14 protein-coding genes are annotated in these 16,647 nt (G+C 49.5%); 9 read left to right on the top strand and 5 right to left on the bottom strand.

Annotated features, from left to right (window positions below):
- Positions 1-9 precede the first annotated feature (9 nt).
- Positions 10-1,464 (top strand): TrkH family potassium uptake protein, encoded by a 1,455-nt coding sequence (locus K0504_RS17185; RefSeq protein ID WP_220105394.1) that lies wholly within the window; start codon positions 10-12, stop codon positions 1,462-1,464.
- Positions 1,465-1,477: 13 nt separating this feature from the next.
- On the opposite strand, the gene hemG is transcribed toward K0504_RS17185, so the two are convergent.
- The 4 genes from hemG to pepQ form a co-directional block, all read right to left on the bottom strand.
- Complete coding sequence (hemG, locus tag K0504_RS17180; RefSeq protein WP_220105393.1) at positions 1,478-2,011, bottom strand: menaquinone-dependent protoporphyrinogen IX dehydrogenase; 534 nt, start codon at positions 2,009-2,011, stop codon at positions 1,478-1,480.
- Positions 2,012-2,020: 9 nt separating this feature from the next.
- Complete coding sequence (locus tag K0504_RS17175) at positions 2,021-3,472, bottom strand: TrkH family potassium uptake protein (protein ID WP_220105392.1); 1,452 nt, start codon at positions 3,470-3,472, stop codon at positions 2,021-2,023.
- Between the two features lie 94 nt (positions 3,473-3,566).
- The gene (locus K0504_RS17170; protein ID WP_220105391.1) at positions 3,567-4,184 is read right to left on the bottom strand and encodes a YigZ family protein; all 618 of its coding nucleotides are present in this window, start codon (positions 4,182-4,184) and stop codon (positions 3,567-3,569) included.
- Positions 4,185-4,191: 7 nt separating this feature from the next.
- Positions 4,192-5,514, bottom strand: coding sequence for a Xaa-Pro dipeptidase (gene pepQ / locus K0504_RS17165; RefSeq protein ID WP_220105390.1), 1,323 nt, complete (start codon positions 5,512-5,514; stop codon positions 4,192-4,194).
- Positions 5,515-5,750: 236 nt separating this feature from the next.
- Between pepQ and fadB the strand changes: the two genes are divergently transcribed.
- The 3 genes from fadB (at position 5,751) to tusA (ending at position 9,499) form a co-directional block, all read left to right on the top strand.
- Positions 5,751-7,916, top strand: a complete 2,166-nt coding sequence (gene fadB, locus K0504_RS17160; protein WP_220105389.1) for a fatty acid oxidation complex subunit alpha FadB — start codon at positions 5,751-5,753, stop codon at positions 7,914-7,916.
- A gap of 17 nt (positions 7,917-7,933) precedes the next feature.
- Positions 7,934-9,100: an acetyl-CoA C-acyltransferase FadA gene (fadA, locus tag K0504_RS17155; RefSeq protein ID WP_220105388.1), complete on the top strand. Its 1,167-nt coding sequence runs from the start codon at positions 7,934-7,936 to the stop codon at positions 9,098-9,100.
- Positions 9,101-9,244: 144 nt separating this feature from the next.
- The gene (gene tusA, locus K0504_RS17150; protein ID WP_220105387.1) at positions 9,245-9,499 is read left to right on the top strand and encodes a sulfurtransferase TusA; all 255 of its coding nucleotides are present in this window, start codon (positions 9,245-9,247) and stop codon (positions 9,497-9,499) included.
- 45 nt (positions 9,500-9,544) lie between these two features.
- Here the strand turns inward: tusA and K0504_RS17145 are convergent, their stop codons facing one another.
- Positions 9,545-10,141 (bottom strand): DNA-3-methyladenine glycosylase I, encoded by a 597-nt coding sequence (locus K0504_RS17145; RefSeq protein WP_220105386.1) that lies wholly within the window; start codon positions 10,139-10,141, stop codon positions 9,545-9,547.
- Positions 10,142-10,266: 125 nt separating this feature from the next.
- Here K0504_RS17145 and glyQ point away from each other — a divergent pair, with 125 nt between their 5' ends.
- From glyQ to K0504_RS17120, 5 genes are all read left to right on the top strand, one after another.
- Positions 10,267-11,199 (top strand): glycine--tRNA ligase subunit alpha, encoded by a 933-nt coding sequence (gene glyQ / locus K0504_RS17140; RefSeq protein WP_220105385.1) that lies wholly within the window; start codon positions 10,267-10,269, stop codon positions 11,197-11,199.
- On the top strand, positions 11,199-13,271 hold the full coding sequence (gene glyS, locus K0504_RS17135) for a glycine--tRNA ligase subunit beta (RefSeq protein ID WP_220105384.1): 2,073 nt from the start codon (positions 11,199-11,201) through the stop codon (positions 13,269-13,271). Before glyQ ends, glyS begins: the two co-directional genes overlap by 1 nt.
- Positions 13,272-13,420: 149 nt before the next feature.
- The gene (locus tag K0504_RS17130; RefSeq protein WP_220105383.1) at positions 13,421-13,930 is read left to right on the top strand and encodes a hypothetical protein; all 510 of its coding nucleotides are present in this window, start codon (positions 13,421-13,423) and stop codon (positions 13,928-13,930) included.
- Positions 13,931-14,126: 196 nt separating this feature from the next.
- Positions 14,127-14,609 (top strand): hypothetical protein, encoded by a 483-nt coding sequence (locus K0504_RS17125; protein ID WP_220105382.1) that lies wholly within the window; start codon positions 14,127-14,129, stop codon positions 14,607-14,609.
- 435 nt (positions 14,610-15,044) lie between these two features.
- Positions 15,045-16,640 (top strand): methyl-accepting chemotaxis protein, encoded by a 1,596-nt coding sequence (locus tag K0504_RS17120; RefSeq protein ID WP_220105381.1) that lies wholly within the window; start codon positions 15,045-15,047, stop codon positions 16,638-16,640.
- Positions 16,641-16,647: the final 7 nt, after the last annotated feature.

Raw genomic sequence — 16,647 nt, 5'->3', positions numbered from 1 at the left:
GAGGCCAACATGCTCAACCTTCGCTTGCTGATCTTGGTGCAAGGGTTGTTTCTCTCAAAGCTGGCGCTGCTCATGCTAGTGCCAGTGTCGGTCGGCTGGTATTTCGACGACCATTCGAGCTTCGATTTTCTAATTGCTACCGGCCTCACCGCAGCACTCGGTGGTATTTTGGCAGGCATTGCCAAGTTTCGGCCAACGCCACTTAATTCGCGGTTGCGGCCGCGCGATATGTTTCTGCTAACCACCCTCATCTGGCTGTTTATGGCTTTAGTGGCATCAGTGCCATTAGTACTGGTGGAACACATTTCGGTTACTGACGCTTTTTTTGAAACCATATCCGGCCTGACAACCACGGGCTCAACCGTACTATCTGATTTGGCTAATCACTCGCCAGCAATTTTAGCCTGGCGCTCGTTGCTGCAGTGGGCTGGCGGCATTGGCTTTATCGTCATGGGCGTCGGCATTTTGCCGTATTTAAATGTTGGCGGGATGAAGCTGTTTCAAACCGAATCGTCAGATTGGAGCGACAAACAAATCCCTCACCTGAAGCAATATGCTCGGCTGCTGTTTGGCGCGTACTGTGGGCTTACCCTGCTTTGTTTGCTCTGTTATCGGCTCGCTGGCATGTCATGGTTTGATGCGTTTAATCATTCACTAACCACATTATCCACCGGCGGTTATTCAACGTCGGATAGCTCCATGGCGGCCTTTCCCGAGGCTTGCCACTGGGTGGGCAGTTTGTTCATGTTTGTTGGTGGAATTCCATTGTTGATTTTCGTGCAGTCCATACGCCGCCGCAGTTGGCGGCCGTGGCACGACGAACAGATCCTTGGCTACGCCAAGCTCGTATTAATTAGCAGTTTAATGCTGGCTATTCACCTCTCGTGGGCGCAACAATTCAATTGGTTAGACGCTATTCGGCTGAGTCTGTTTAATACCATTTCAGTCATTACCACAACAGGCTTCGCCTTAACGGACTACAGTGCTTGGAGCCAATTTGCCGCCATGGTGTTTTTCATTCTGACCTTTTGTGGTGGTTGTTCTGGCTCAACCGCAGGCGGCATCAAAATATTCCGCTTTCAGGTGGCCTGGCGAGTCATGGCGCGGCACTTGCGGCGCCTAATCCACCCTCACGGTACATTCGTTGCCCGTTACAACCAGCGCGTGCTCGATGATGACGTCATCACATCGGTACTCACGCTGTTGTTTTTGTTCGTGTTCACCATTGTAATTTTGGCGCTATTTCTAGCCGTACAAGGGCTTGATGTGATGACATCGTTGACTGGTGCCGTTACCGCGGTGTGCAACGTTGGGCCTGGGTTAGGCGAGATTATTGGGCCAGCAGGTAATTTTGCCAGCCTGCCCGATCCAGCCAAGTGGGCGCTCGGTTTTGGCATGTTAGCTGGACGACTGGAAATAACCACGGTGGTTATCTTATTGCTACCAAGGTTTTGGGCGAAATAACGCCAAGCTCGCGCTATTCGACCAAGCTTCTGGCAAAAGCTTTAACGGATGGCCAGTTGGTGTAATCAATATCCTTACTGGTGTCCGTATTGCCTTTGGTCAGCCACATAATAAAGCGAATGATCAGCTTGTCGTGCCAATTGTATTGGCTATACAACAGCGCACCTGCAAACACTTGCGTGCGCGTTGGCACCCAGCCAACTTGAGACAAAAACTTGTTGAGGTAAGGGTTAGTTTCAGGCGTGTTTTTATCAGCTTTTCGGGCTGTTAAATTTACGGAGAAGAATGCCGTTTGCGTTTGGCTTAAACCGCTCAAGTGGCGCTGAATAAAATTCGCTAAAAACGCTTCGTGCTTGCCGTAGTGAATGGAGCCACCCACCACAACCCAGTCAAATGAAGACAAATCACTCATCGGCGCCGTGTTGGCCGTAAGCAGTCGACGCTCCACGTGATGCCCCAACGCTTCAAGTTGCTCGGCCATAGTCTGAGTTATTTTATCGGTCTGACCTTCTCTTGAGGTGAAAATCAGCAACACCTTTAACGGCATAGTAAATCCTTAATTGCGCCAAAACGTTGGTGTCAGCAGCACCAGCAGGGTAAACACTTCCAAACGGCCAAATAGCATGGCAATGATAAGCAGCCATTTTGAGGAGTCAGCCACTTCACCATAATGCAATGCGACTTCCCCCAGCCCAGGCCCAAGGTTGTTGAGCATTGCCGCCGTTGCCGAGAATGCACTAACCTCTTCCATGCCGCTGCCCATCAACGCCAGCATGATCACCACAAATACCAAGGCATACGCTGCAAAAAAGCCCCATACCGCATCCATCACGCGTTCAGAAACAGGTTTTTGCCCTAACCGAATGGAATAAATCGCCTTTGGGTGCACTAATCGTTTTAATTCGCGCATGCCCTGCAAGTTCATCAATAGAATACGGATGACTTTGATGCCACCGCCAGTCGAGCCAGCACAGCCGCCAATAAACGATGAAAACATCAGCAAGATAGGCAAAAACAGCGGCCACGCCGCAAAGTCGGTGGTGGTGAAACCTGCCGTGGTACTAATTGAAACAGCTTGGAATAGTGCCTGATCGATGGTGGTGCCAACGCTTCCATACACCCGGTCGCCAAAAAGAACCAAGAAACAGGTCAGCACCAATACGCCTTGAATGGCCAAAAATCCACGCAGCTCTGGATCACGCCAGTACATACCGAGCGAGCGCGTCACCACAAAAGCGTGGTGCAAGGCAAAGTTAACGCCGGAAATTAACAAGAACACCACGCAAATCAGGTTAATGGCCGCGCTATCGAAATAGCCCATGCTGGCGTCGTGCGTTGAAAATCCACCAATCGCAATGGTTGAGAAACTATGACAAATGGCATCAAACCATGTCATACCGGCAAGGTAGTAGGCCAAGCCACATGCCACAGTAAGCGACAGGTAGATGTACCAAAGATACTGCGCAGTATCGGCAATTCGCGGGGTCATTTTCGAATCTTTCACTGGCCCCGGCGTTTCTGCACGATAAAGCTGCATGCCACCAACACCAAGCAACGGCAAGATAGCCACCGCTAACACGATGATCCCCATGCCACCGAACCATTGCAGCTGCTGGCGATAGAACAACAGCGCTTTGGGCAGCTCATCGAGCCCCGACAATACCGTTGCGCCAGTGGTGGTTAAGCCAGAAAATGATTCGAAAAAGGCATCAGCAGTGCTCATTTCAACAGAGTTGCTGATTAAAAAGGGAACGGCACCCACGGCGCCCAGTACGGTCCAGAACAGCACCACAATCAAAAAGCCTTCGCGCGCTTTTAAGTCCGCTTTGGCTTTGCGATTCGGCAACCAAAAGGCAAAGCCGATGATCAAGCAGATGAAAAACGCCAACGTAAACGCCAGGCCATCACCATCTTTGAAATAGAGGGAAACCAGAGCGGGCGGAATCATGGTCACACTAAAGATGGTGACGAGGATCCCTAAGATGCGGCCAAGAGAACGAAAATCCATTAAATTCAATTACAGAGGCGGTGCGCCAGTTTGTTGGTCTTGTTAGTTATTAGTAGCAAGTGTGAAGACAATTGCAGCCGCAAGCAAGGGGCCTTTAGTCGAGTCGCTTAATTTGTATCGAGCCAGCGCCCATTTCTTCTAATTGACGCGTGAATTCAACCTCCTCAGTTTGCGGTAATTGCACACTCAATTGAACCAACTCGGTAAAATCACTTGTGCAAACATCACCTTTCAACTGATTCAACAAATGCAGCGCACTTTGGTGCTGGGAATAGGAAAGTACCAGCTGAAATTTAGCCATCGGTAAGCATTGCTGCCACTGGGCCACATCACACACGGCTCGCACCGCCCCACTATAGGCGCGCACCAAACCACCGGTACCTAATTTCACGCCGCCAAAATAGCGCACCACCATGACCATCAAGTAGCCTGCCGGCTTACCGGTTAACACGGCTAACATCGGGCGACCAGCAGTGCCACCGGGCTCGCCGTCATCGCTCGCGCCAGCGCCATGAACGTCATCCGGCGCAGAGACCAATTGCGCCCAGCAATGATGGCGCGCGTTGGGGTGAAGTTCGCGAATTTTTGCCTTGGCCTGATCAGCTTGTTGTAAATTTTCAACAGGCTCTAAATAGGCAATGAAGCGGGAGTTTTTGACTTCAATTTCAGCTTCAGCTGGCGCCACGGGGCGCCAGTAAGTAAGTTTCGACACGGGCGGGTTAATTCAAGCCCAAATCACGGGTGAGGTTTTCTGGGCCAGACTGATGGACAATTACATTGTCTTCAATGCGAATGCCGCCATAAGGGCGCAAGGCATCAATCAACTTCCAGTTCACCGCATCGCCGTGTTTGGTCGCTTTGAGTTTTTCTAACAACGAGTCAATAAAGTACAGCCCAGGTTCAATTGTCACCACTTGGCGCGTTTCTATTTTGCGGGTCATGCGCAGAAACGGGTGTTCATCGGGTGCAGAAACGTGAGTGCCGCGATCGTCAGCCATAAAGCCGCCAACATCGTGCACTTGTAAACCAATTGAATGGCCTAAACCATGGGGGAAGAAGGTTCGGCTCAAACCTTCAGACAACATCTGCTCGGGTTCCATTTCGACAATACCAAACGCATTGAGTAACGCGGCAATTCGACGGTGAGCGTCAATGTGCAAATCAACATAACTTTGACCTGGTTTAACGCGAGCCACTAAGCCACGTTCAAGCTCATTCATTGCTGCCAGCAACTCAGCAAAAGTGCCGTGGCCTCGGTAACAATGGGTTCGGGTAATATCTGCGGCATAACCGTTATAGGTTGCGCCTGCATCAATCAAAAACGACAAGTGCTCCTTAGGCGCCGTGTGCTGTTGATGCATGTAATGCAAAATAGCCGCATTTTGGTTAAGGCCGATGATATTGCCATAAGGCAATTCATGCTCTGCATGGCCAACCGCTTCAAGGTAAGACAAGTGAATATCAAACTCACTGTCACCATCAAGAAATGCCTGACGTGCCGCTTCGTGCCCTTTAACCGCAATGCGGTTGGCTTCGCGCATGCATAGCAGTTCGTAATCTGTTTTATAGGCACGGTGATAATGTAAGTAACTCAGCACCGCGTCAGGGTTGAAATGACCAATACTGAGCGCTTCGGCAACTTCAACATACTCGCCGATATATGCCATGTTGGCCATGTCACGCGGTAAATGACGAAACACCTGGTCGGCCTGCGATAACAGCACTAACTCAAACGATTCGACCCAGAATTGATGCGGCTCTTCTGGCACCAAATGCCAAAAATCATCGGGCCGATAGAAAATAAGTTTAGGCTTGCTCACTCCGTCAACGACCAGCCAACAGTTGGGGTTATCAACCACCGGCAACCAAGCTTTAAAATGCGGATTCACCTTGAACGGGTAATCCATATCATCCAAAAATTGTCGCTTTGTTTGGCCAGAGTGAATGATGAGTTTGTCTAAGCCTGCACGCGCTAGGGCTTCAGCAGTACGACGTTGCAAGGTTTCAATGTGATTGGCGTAAGTCGCCTCTAAACTGGACATAATCGCTTCCAAAAACAGAACGAGAAGAAACCGGCATACCATACCACAGCAACGGCCCCTTGTTATTTGATGTTACCCCGATCAAAAAATTAAACAGCCGTTTAAAAAGCAGTTGAATTTTCGACCACACTCAACAACACTAACGACCAAACATCTGGTTTGACCAGTTAATTTGGTACGCTCCCCCTACACAACAATAAGCCTGAAACAGGCACTGCAAAATGCTGGAGACACGCATGATATTTGAATCGGATTCAATCCGGGTAACCTTGCTTGCGCAAGGGATTGCTGAGCTATGCTTTGATGCTCCCGGATCGGTCAATAAACTCGATAAAGCCACCTTAAATACGCTCGGCCAAGCCATTGATGCCATTGCTGCAAATCATGATGTACAAGGTGTGCTGCTCACCAGCAACAAAGATAACTTCATCGTCGGCGCAGATATTACTGAGTTTTTAGGGCTCTTCGCCCTGCCCGATGAAGAGCTTGCCGGCTGGCTGACTATGGCCAACGACATCTTCAATAAGCTCGAAGATTTGCCGGTTCCAACAATCAGTGCGGTGTCAGGTTTTGCCTTGGGCGGTGGCATGGAAACCATACTTTCAACCGATTTTCGGGTGGCCGATGAATCCGCCAAGATCGGGCTACCAGAAACCAAACTGGGCATCATGCCCGGTTTTGGCGGCACCGTTCGCTTACCTCGCGTAATTGGCGCTGATAATGCCCTTGAATGGATCACCACGGGTAAGAACTACAAGGCCGCCGACGCATTAAAAGTTGGCGCCGTTGATGCCGTAACCCGCCCCGAAAAATTGACCGCAGTGGCCACCGCCATGCTGCAAGATGCCATCGCAGGAAAGCTCGACTGGGAAACTCGGCGTCAGGCCAAACTGACGCCCCTTCATTTGAGTCGTACCGAAGCGGTAATGAGCTTTACTACGGCTAAAGGGATGGTCGCCATGAAAGCCGGTCCCCATTACCCAGCTCCGATGATGGCCGTTTCAACCATTGAACAATCGGCCTCATGCGACCGCACGCAAGCACTCGCTAATGAGCAGGTTGGCTTTATCAAATTGGCTAAAAGTGAAGTTGCTCAAGCCTTGGTTGGCATTTTCCTCAGCGATCAGCATATTAAAGGCCTAGCCAAACAGGCGACCAAGCTCGCCACGCCAGTCAAGTCAGCCGCCGTGCTGGGTGCCGGTATTATGGGCGGTGGTATTGCTTATCAAGGCGCCAGCCGCGGTACCGCAATGGTGATGAAAGACATTCAGCAAAGTGCGCTTGAACTCGGCCTCACTGAAGCGAGTAAGCTACTGAATAAGCAATTGGAGCGAGGTCGAATTTCCGGCTCCGAGATGGCCGCAGTGCTCAATAATATCGTCCCTTCGCTTGATTACGCGGCGTTGCAGCATACCGATATTGTGGTTGAAGCCGTGGTTGAAAATCCGAAGATCAAAGCGAGCGTCCTTGCTGAAGTCGAGGGCAATGTTACAGACAACTGTGTGATTACCTCGAATACCTCAACAATTTCAATTAACCAGTTAGCACAAAGCTTGCGCGACCCGAGTCGTTTCTGTGGCATGCACTTTTTTAACCCCGTGCACCGTATGCCCTTGGTAGAAATCATTCGAGGCGAACATACGTCAGCAGAAACAATCGCCACCGTTGTCGCTTGGGCCGCCAAGATGGGCAAGTCGCCTATCGTGGTTAATGACTGTCCTGGATTTTTTGTCAATCGAGTCCTGTTCCCCTACTTCGGCGGCTTTACTAAATTATTGGCTGACGGCGCCGACTTTCAACAGGTCGACAAGATCATGGAAAATCAGTTTGGCTGGCCTATGGGCCCTGCCTACTTACTGGACGTGGTCGGGAACGACACTGCCCACCACGCCCAAGCGGTTATGGAAGAAGGCTTTCCTGAACGCATGAGTGCAACACCGGGCAATGCGATTGACTTGATGTACCAACAACAACGCTTTGGTCAGAAAAATGGCTCCGGTTTCTATCAATACACCATCGATCGTAAAGGGAAGCCTAAAAAGCAGATCTGTCAGGATGCAATCGAGCTGGTGCAACAGCCTCAGCCGACAAACTTCTCCGCCGAACAAATCATTGCGCGCATGATGGTCCCTATGGTGCTCGAGACTGTTCGTTGCCTCGAAGAAGGGATTGTGGCCAGCCCTGCCGAAGCCGACATGGCCTTGGTTTACGGCCTAGGTTTCCCACCATTCCGAGGCGGCGTGTTCCGTTATCTGGAAACCGTTGGGCTTCAAACCTTTATCGCCATGGCCGATGAATTAGCCGACTTAGGTCCTTTGTATCAAGTCACCGAAGGTATGCGTCAACTCGCCGCCAGTGGTCGCACTTATTTAACGGCTCAAGCAGCCAGCAACAAACAGTAATTCGGAGAACGTTAATCATGAAAGATGTTGTTATTGTTGACTGCATTCGCACACCGATGGGCCGATCTAAACAAGGCATGTTTCGTAATGTCCGGGCCGAAGACTTGTCAGCTCACCTTATTAAGGGGCTGCTCGTAAGGAATCCAAATCTCGACCCAAACGATGTTGAAGATGTCATTTGGGGCTGCGTGCAACAAACCTTAGAGCAAGGTTTCAATATTGCGCGCAATGCCAGCTTGCTCGCCGAACTGCCCAAGTCGGTAGCAGGCGTCACGGTTAATCGCTTATGTGGCTCCTCCATGCAAGCGTTGCATGATGCGGCACGCGCCATCATGACTGATATGGGCGATGTGTTTATTGTTGGGGGCGTCGAACACATGGGCCATGTACCAATGAGTCATGGTGTCGACTTCCACCCCGGCATGGCAAAATCAGTTGCCAAAGCGGCGGGCATGATGGGCTTGACCGCAGAAATGCTCGGCAAAATGCATGGTATTAGTCGTCAACAACAAGATGAATTTGGCGCGCGCTCTCACCAACGCGCACATGCAGCGACCCTTGAAGGCCGCTTTGCCGCAGAGATCTATGCCACCGAAGGTCACAATGCCGATGGCGCATTGAGCCTATTCGATACCGACGAAGTGATTAGGCCAGAAACAACTGTCGAAACCTTATCTGCGTTGCGACCTGTTTTCGATCCCGTTAATGGCACCGTTACCGCGGGTACATCTTCGGCGTTGTCCGACGGCGCTTCAGCCATGTTGGTCATGTCAGCTGAAAAAGCCGCTGCGCTTGGCGTTCCTGTTCGAGCGAAAATACGAAGCATGGCAGTGGCTGGCTGCGATCCATCAATCATGGGTTACGGCCCAGTGCCCGCCACGCAAAAGGCAATGGCCCGTGCAGGTCTTACCGTGGCCGACATGGATGTCGTTGAATTGAACGAGGCGTTTGCAGCACAAAGCTTACCTTGCGTAAAAGATTTGGGCTTGCTCGATGTGGTTGATGACAAGATCAATCTTAACGGTGGCGCCATCGCTTTGGGTCATCCGCTGGGCTGTTCAGGTACACGCATCTCCACCACGTTACTTAACCTGATGGAAGCAAAAGATGCCCAATTTGGCTTAGCCACCATGTGCATTGGCTTAGGACAAGGCATAGCCACTGTGTTTGAACGGGTAAAATAACACTGCATTTAGCGCACTTCTCGCCAGCAGGCGTTACAGTGCGCTGCTTTGTTTACGTTTTTTCTATTGCTTTTGCGCTGCTTCAGTTTTCTTCTGATCTCAAATTGATATGATCGGGTTCCCTTTCAGCTGAACGACTGAGCCATGACTGAAACATCACCTCTCCCAACTGAACATCAACGCCTTGATGCCATCGGCTTACGATGTCCGGAGCCCGTCATGATGGTTCGTAAAACAGTGCGGAATATGGCTGCAGGTGAAATATTATTGGTAACCGCCGATGATCCTTCCACCACGCGCGACATTCCGAGTTTCTGCGAATTTATGGAGCATCGTCTCATTCAGAAAGACGTTGCGACCGCGCCCTACAGGTATTGGATTCAAAAAGGCGCCAGCTAGCTCACGCTCTTTTTTGCAGCCTTGTGTTTCACGTGAAACATAGCCTTACCAAGGATAAACACTGGGTTTGCAAGATTCGTAACAATGGCATGTCACCAGGTGATCGTTGACCATTCCAACCGCTTGCATAAAGGCATAACAGATCGTTGGGCCTACAAATTTGAAGCCTGCTTTCTTTAACGCTTTAGCCATAACGACAGATTCAGCCGACTCAGTTTGCATCTCGCTCTCTTTTATCAGCGCCATATCAATCTGCCGATGCCCGACAAATCCCCACAGCCATTTAGCAAATTCGCCGTTGCCCTTTTCGATCTGAAGGTAAGCGCGGGCATTCGTTAGAATCGCATTGATTTTTGCGCGCGAGCGAATGATGCCCGCATTGGTCATCAAGACATCGACTTCAGCATCGCCCCATTTGGCAATAATGGCCGGATCAAAATTGGCAAAAGCGAGTTGGAAATTCGTTTGTTTCCGTAAAATCGTTAGCCACGAAAGGCCTGCTTGCTGACCATCTAAGCACAATTTTTCGAACAGCTGCTGGCTGTTGTATTCGGCAACACCCCAATGTTGATCATGGTAGGCCCGATATTGTGAGTCTGTTCCGGGCCAATGGCAGTCACCTTGATTGTGCAATACGGTCATTTTTCACCTCAAATTACTAATTAACCACCCTTGGAGTTGAAGTTAGCCTACATTCATCGCCGTTCAAACGGTATACTTACGGTCTTTTTTTAATCTCTCGTTAACTCTCTTGGAACCATCCAGGCATGACACAGGCATACGACGTTTCAACCTTCCAGGGCCTGATCCTCGCGCTGCAGGATTATTGGGCTAAGCAGGGCTGTACCATAGTTCAGCCATTGGACATGGAGGTAGGTGCTGGCACCTTCCACCCTCAAACCTTTTTGCGTTCAATTGGCCCCGAGCCAATGAGCAGCGCATACGTGCAACCTTGCCGCCGTCCAGCCGACGGTCGCTATGGCGAAAACCCAAACCGCCTTCAGCACTACTATCAATTTCAGGTTGTACTGAAGCCATCACCAGACAATATTCAAGATCTGTATTTGAATTCACTGCGTGCGCTTGGCTTAGATACCAACGTTCACGATATTCGTTTCGTGGAAGATAATTGGGAATCGCCAACGCTTGGTGCTTGGGGTCTTGGTTGGGAAGTCTGGCTCAACGGCATGGAAGTAACTCAATTTACGTACTTCCAACAAGTTGGCGGTATTGAGTGTAAGCCTGTCACCGGCGAGATCACCTACGGACTCGAGCGTATTGCGATGTACCTGCAAGGCGTAGATTCCATTTATGACTTGGTTTGGACAGACGGTCCACTGGGTAAAGTGACCTACGGCGACGTGTTCCATCAGAACGAAGTTGAGCAATCAACCTATAACTTCGAACACGCCAATACAGACGTTTTATTTGCCCAATTCGATCAGTGCGAAGCCGAGAGCAACAAACTGATTGAAGCGGGTTTGCCACTTCCTGCCTATGAGCAAGTGATGAAGGCAAGCCATGCGTTCAACATGCTCGATGCCCGCCATGCAATTTCAGTAACTGAGCGTCAACGTTATATTTTACGCGTTCGGGCGTTAGCCAAAGCTGTTGCTGAAGCTTATTACGCAGCACGCGAAGCCCTCGGCTTCCCGCTATGCAAATCGGCCGATGCAAGTGCCACCAAGGGAGACAACTAATGAACACCGAAAACCTCCTGATTGAATTGGGCACCGAAGAGCTGCCACCGAAAGCGTTACCTAAACTCGCCTCATCTTTTGCGAGTGCTTTTGAAGCTGCGTTAACTAAAGCCGGCCTCGGTTTTAGCAGCGTAAAATGGGTTGCCAGCCCACGCCGTATTGGTGTGTTGGTTGACGCGCTAGAATCAGCGCAACCTGATCGCGTGGAAGAGAAACGCGGCCCATCAGTATCCGTCGCATTTGATGAAAATGGTGAAGCAACCAAAGCAGCGCTGGGTTGGGCGCGCGGTAATGGCATCACCATAGATCAAGCTCAGCGTTTAAAAACGGACAAAGGTGAGTGGTTACTTCACCGTGCAGAGGTGAAAGGTGCGAGCATTCAAGCCTTATTACCCGAGCTGGTTAATCTGGCCGTTAAACAAATACCGATTCCAAAGCCAATGCGTTGGGGCGCCTATGACACCGAGTTCATTCGTCCGGTGCATACCATTACCATTCTTTATGGTGCCGACATCGTGCCGGCCAACGTATTGGGCATCCAATCAAATCGCTTAGTACAAGGTCACCGCTTCCACAGTGAAGGCTTAATCAGCATCGACAACGCCGATAGTTACTTAGCGCAGCTCGAAACTGAAGGCAAAGTCGTTGCCGACTTCGCGGCACGTAAGGCCACTATTAAGCAGCAAGTTGAAGCCGCAGCGGCAACAGAAGGCGGGGTTGCTGACATTGACGAGGCGCTACTTGATGAAGTGACGGCGTTAGTAGAGTGGCCAGTCACCTTTGTGGGTAGTTTTGAAGATGACTTCCTCGAGGTGCCAAAAGAAGCCCTCATTTACACCATGAAGGATAACCAAAAGTACTTTCCGATGCTAAGCAAAGAAGGCGAGCTCATGCCGCGCTTCATTTTTGTATCGAACATTGAAAGTACCGATCCATCTCAAGTCATTGCTGGTAACGAAAAAGTCGTTCGCCCTCGCCTTGCCGACGCGCGCTTCTTCTTGGAAACTGACAAAAAGAAAACACTCGAGTCTCGCATCGCCAGTTTAGCCACCGTGGTTTTCCAACAAAAACTAGGCACGCTGAAAGATAAATCGGAACGCGTTGCTCTATTAGCCGGTCACATTGCCGAAGCGCTAAACGCCAACAAGCTCGAAGCCGAACGTGCAGCATTGCTTGCCAAAACTGACTTAATGACCGAAATGGTCATGGAGTTCCCTGATGTTCAGGGTGTAATGGGCATGCATTATGCGCGCAATGACAATGAGCCTGAATCAGTGGCAATCGCTCTTAATGAGCAATATATGCCGCGCTACTCTGGCGACCAATTGCCATCAACAGAAATCGGTTGTGCGCTGGCGATTGCAGAAAAAGTTGACACGCTTGTGGGTATTTTTGGCATTGGCCAAGCCCCCAAAGGTGATAAGGATCCGTTTGCCTTACGCCGTGCTGCCATTGGCGCACTTCGTATTATGGTCGAAAAGTCACTGCCATTGGATCTCGCTGACTTAGCAACATTTGCGCTTTCGACCTACGCTGACAAACAACTGTCAAACGCCGACGTGGTCAATGATGTGGTTGGTTTTGCTCTCGGTCGCTTCCGCACTTGGTATCAAGAACAAGGCGTCACAGCAGATGTCATTCAGGCTGTATTAGCCAAACGCCCAACAAGGCCAGCTGATTTTGATGCTCGCATCAAAGCCGTCAGTCATTTTAAAACGTTGCCACAAGCAGCCGATCTTGCCGCAGCCAACAAGCGTGTTGGTAATATTCTTGCGAAAGTTGAAGGCGACATTCCAGCAGACATTGATAATGCCCTGCTCAGTGAAACCGCAGAAGTAGCCTTAGCCAACGCGTTGGTTTCAGCAACAAGTACGGTCACGCCACTGTTTGACCAAGGCAATTATCAGCAAGCCTTAATTGAGCTAGCCGATTTAAATACGGTCATTAATGCGTTCTTTGATGAAGTCATGGTCAATGTTGACGATGCTGCAGTGCGCGCTAACCGACAGGCTATTCTTCAGCAGTTACATCAGGTCTTCAGTTATTCAGCAGATATCTCACTGTTACAATAACCGCCCGATCACACTGAACCAACTAAAAGCCCATGCTGTGAACAGCATGGGCTTTTTCATATGACTTTTTCACCCAACTTGGCTAGCCTTATCTTCATCAGGCTGAACTAATTCATCCTGCTCGTTTTTTAATTTGAACAGGTTTTCCCATGCGTTTAAGTCACCTTGTTCCGTCGTTGGCAATCACTGCAGCACTATGCGTCGTTAGTGGTTGTCAAAGTACAGCCAAGACCGATAAGCAAGAGGAGGGTTCGCCTTCCAGTGCTAAGTCGGCCAACAAAGTAGCGCCGCCAAAAGCACCATCAAAACCTTCCATGGATCAGATATTATATTTGCGCGGCGTATTTACTTGGTGGGATGCAGAGGAGCCGTACAAGGTCAAACGTGTCGGTCCAGATCTATACCAAGCACAAGCCAGGCTGGTTGCGGATGGCGAATATTATGATTTTAAATTTGCTGACGCAGGCTGGTCACCAGGCACCAACTGCGGCTTCTTAACTAAAGCCGATGAGAATGTACTAGAAGACGCAGCGCCCGTTAACGCCAACTGCAGTTCTAATGGCTCCTACTTCCGATTCAAGCCTACGAAAACCGGTACCTTTGGCTTCTACTTCGATCAGCGTAACGAAACCCCACAGGTTTATATTAAACGACTATAACTCCGCATCAATTCACACAGGCTTTGATGCTCAAAGCCAATTGTTTCACATGAAACATTCCCCTGCGCTCTTCGTCTTTGACCTTCGAGATTGACTGTTAGTATCTTCTTGACCACAACCACACAATTGCTGGTCAAAATATGTTTATATCAGGGCATTAATTAGCTTCTCAGTTGACTACCGCCCCGAGGAACGAATGGACAAACAAGAACAGCAATACAAAGACGTATACGCCTACTATGGTTTGGCATCATATTATGCTCAAAGCTTGGATCAAGGTGTTGCCCGAACGCTCGTCTTTCTGCAAAACTTTCCCCGCGACAAAAAGCAAACAACCACGTCCGACGAATCCCTATCCGTGGCATCACAACTGACAGAGTTACTCGAAAAACTCGGGGTATCTACTGACCAGTTAAAAACAGATCTCGAAAAAGCAGAAGCCACCAGAAATTGGCTGGTGAATACATATTTTGTTGACCGCTCCATCGAGCTAATGAATAGCAGTGGCCGCGAATTGATGATTAGCGAACTTGAAGAGTCAAAGGAGTTTTTTGCTGGAGTGGCAAAAACTGTCAGTGATATTTTCTTAGCGACTGCAGAAACGTATGGCTTAAGCGAGGACTCGCTGGCTGAGTTGATGGATCAGTTACTTCAAGAGGTCAACAACGCGGAAGCCTAGTTAACGACACTTGGAGCCTTCTTTGTGAGTTCTAGGGTTATACTGTTTCACGTGAAACATCGTTAAGTATTTTAGTGGCTAGCTAGTCTAAAATTCTAGCCACTAGAAAATTCCAAGCTCCACAACAACTCGCCGCCTGTTCAAATGAACCCATAAAAACAGGTAAAACCAACAGAAGAAAATCTCACATAAACACGCGTCCCTCACCCGCTCTTACTTATGTAACGCAGTGACATAAGCAAACAACGATTTAACTGGAAAACAATGGGCGGTGATCAACGCCCAAGCAATCAAATGAGTTAAAATTACTACTTTCCGCTAGATGGTATGACCCTTTCGATTAGGGCTTTGGGGAAGTCACTCCTGCTGCGCCACCTACTAGATAGCTAATAATTCATATCTCATGTCGTTGTAACGAACACTTATAGGAAAATGATGTCTCTAAAAAATCGTATGCTGTTGCTGTCAGCGATCATGGCAGTAGTGCTCGCCAGCCAAGGCGCTGTTCTATTCTCCAGTAATTCAGCGATCCTGGGTAATGCCAACAACATTAGCCAAGTGCAAATTCCAATCCTTAACCACGCCCATAAATTGAAACTAGCCGTTGTACAAGTGCAACAGTGGCTAACAGATATTAGCGCAACGCGCGGTCAAGATGGCTTAAATGACGGTTTTGAGGAAGCAGAAAACAACGCCAAATTGTTTCGTAGTATTGTGCAGGAGCTAAAGCAGCTAGACGCCGACAACCGAAGTCAGTACGACCAAATATCCACTGCATTCGAGGCATATTACAGCGTGGGGAAAATGATGGCGACAGCCTATGTTGAACATGGGCCCGCGGGAGGCAACAAAACCATGGCACAGTTTGATACAGCGGCGGCATCGCTGAATGCTCAAATTGATCCGTTCCTCGAAAATTCGCAGGTTCGAGTAAATGACTCAACCCAACTGCAACAGGAATCCATCGAGTACACGAAACTCATTGCCGCGCTCAGCTTTATCGTAATCATCGGTTTCTTGGCATATATAGCGACGAGCGTGACCAAAGCAATTGTCGCCATTCCTAAACTTGTTGCTGACATGGCCAAGCGCGACATCACCAGCCGCTTCGACATTACTCGGACCGATGAAGTGGGTGACATCATGCACTCAATGCAATCGATGCGAGATAGGCTGCTTGATATGGTCAAAGGTATTACAACTTCCACTAAAGAGCTTAGTGATACATCGGCCGAGCTCGATCACTTGTTCGAAACCACAAACTCTAACTTTCAACAACAATTCTCAGAGATTCAGCAAGTGGCGACCGCAATGAATCAAATGACGGTTTCGAGCCATCAAATTGCTGACACCGTGACCCAAACCGCCGAGTCAGTAAAACAGGCAAATGTTGCTGCTGGCAGCGGCCTAGACGTTGTAGGTGAAGCAATATCGGGCATTAACGCTCTGTCTCAGCAGATTGACGATGCGTCTACAACCATCTCCCAGGTCGGTAAAGATAGTGATGAGATCGCGAGCGTATTAGAGGTCATCAAAAGCATTGCCGATCAGACTAATTTACTCGCACTCAATGCCGCCATTGAAGCCGCGCGCGCAGGCGAACAAGGGCGAGGTTTTGCGGTAGTCGCAGATGAAGTGAGAAGCTTAGCGAGCCGAACAGCGCAGTCAACGGGTGAAATCAATGAGATGATTGAGCGCTTGTTATCTGGCTCAAGGCAAGCCGTAGAGCTTATGGAAAAGAGCCGCTCTCACGCGGAGGTAGCAATCCTAAAAGCCTCAAACACCGGCGATGCATTTGAAATCATCTCCGGCGCGGTACAGCGCATTTACGACATGAGTAACCAAATCGCCAGCGCATCAGAGGAACAAAGCCGCGTTGCCGAGGAAATTAACGAAAGCATTGTTCGCGTCAACGATATGTCGAATAGCTCGGTGGACAACATTTCCAATGCAACGAACGCAAGCCACGCATTATCAGAAATGTCAGCCACGTTGAAAACAAACGTTGCTCAATTTACTCAGCAGCAATAAGGGGTAC

Origin of the sequence: Neiella holothuriorum, from assembly GCF_019457915.1 — a bacterium.
Classification (GTDB): domain Bacteria; phylum Pseudomonadota; class Gammaproteobacteria; order Enterobacterales; family Neiellaceae; genus Neiella; species Neiella holothuriorum.
This window is presented reverse-complemented; position numbering and strand designations above follow the sequence as displayed.

Excerpts from the sequence above, each read along its gene's own strand:
- K0504_RS17185 (WP_220105394.1), top strand. The coding sequence starts at position 10 with ATGCTCAACCTTCGCTTGCTGATCTTGGTGCAAGGGTTGTTTCTCTCA.
- hemG (WP_220105393.1), bottom strand. The coding sequence starts at position 2,011 with ATGCCGTTAAAGGTGTTGCTGATTTTCACCTCAAGAGAAGGTCAGACC.
- K0504_RS17175 (WP_220105392.1), bottom strand. The coding sequence starts at position 3,472 with ATGGATTTTCGTTCTCTTGGCCGCATCTTAGGGATCCTCGTCACCATC.
- pepQ (WP_220105390.1), bottom strand. The coding sequence starts at position 5,514 with ATGTCCAGTTTAGAGGCGACTTACGCCAATCACATTGAAACCTTGCAA.
- fadB (WP_220105389.1), top strand. The coding sequence starts at position 5,751 with ATGATATTTGAATCGGATTCAATCCGGGTAACCTTGCTTGCGCAAGGG.
- fadA (WP_220105388.1), top strand. The coding sequence starts at position 7,934 with ATGAAAGATGTTGTTATTGTTGACTGCATTCGCACACCGATGGGCCGA.
- tusA (WP_220105387.1), top strand. The coding sequence starts at position 9,245 with ATGACTGAAACATCACCTCTCCCAACTGAACATCAACGCCTTGATGCC.
- K0504_RS17145 (WP_220105386.1), bottom strand. The coding sequence starts at position 10,141 with ATGACCGTATTGCACAATCAAGGTGACTGCCATTGGCCCGGAACAGAC.
- glyQ (WP_220105385.1), top strand. The coding sequence starts at position 10,267 with ATGACACAGGCATACGACGTTTCAACCTTCCAGGGCCTGATCCTCGCG.
- glyS (WP_220105384.1), top strand. The coding sequence starts at position 11,199 with ATGAACACCGAAAACCTCCTGATTGAATTGGGCACCGAAGAGCTGCCA.
- K0504_RS17130 (WP_220105383.1), top strand. The coding sequence starts at position 13,421 with ATGCGTTTAAGTCACCTTGTTCCGTCGTTGGCAATCACTGCAGCACTA.
- K0504_RS17125 (WP_220105382.1), top strand. The coding sequence starts at position 14,127 with ATGGACAAACAAGAACAGCAATACAAAGACGTATACGCCTACTATGGT.
- K0504_RS17120 (WP_220105381.1), top strand. The coding sequence starts at position 15,045 with ATGTCTCTAAAAAATCGTATGCTGTTGCTGTCAGCGATCATGGCAGTA.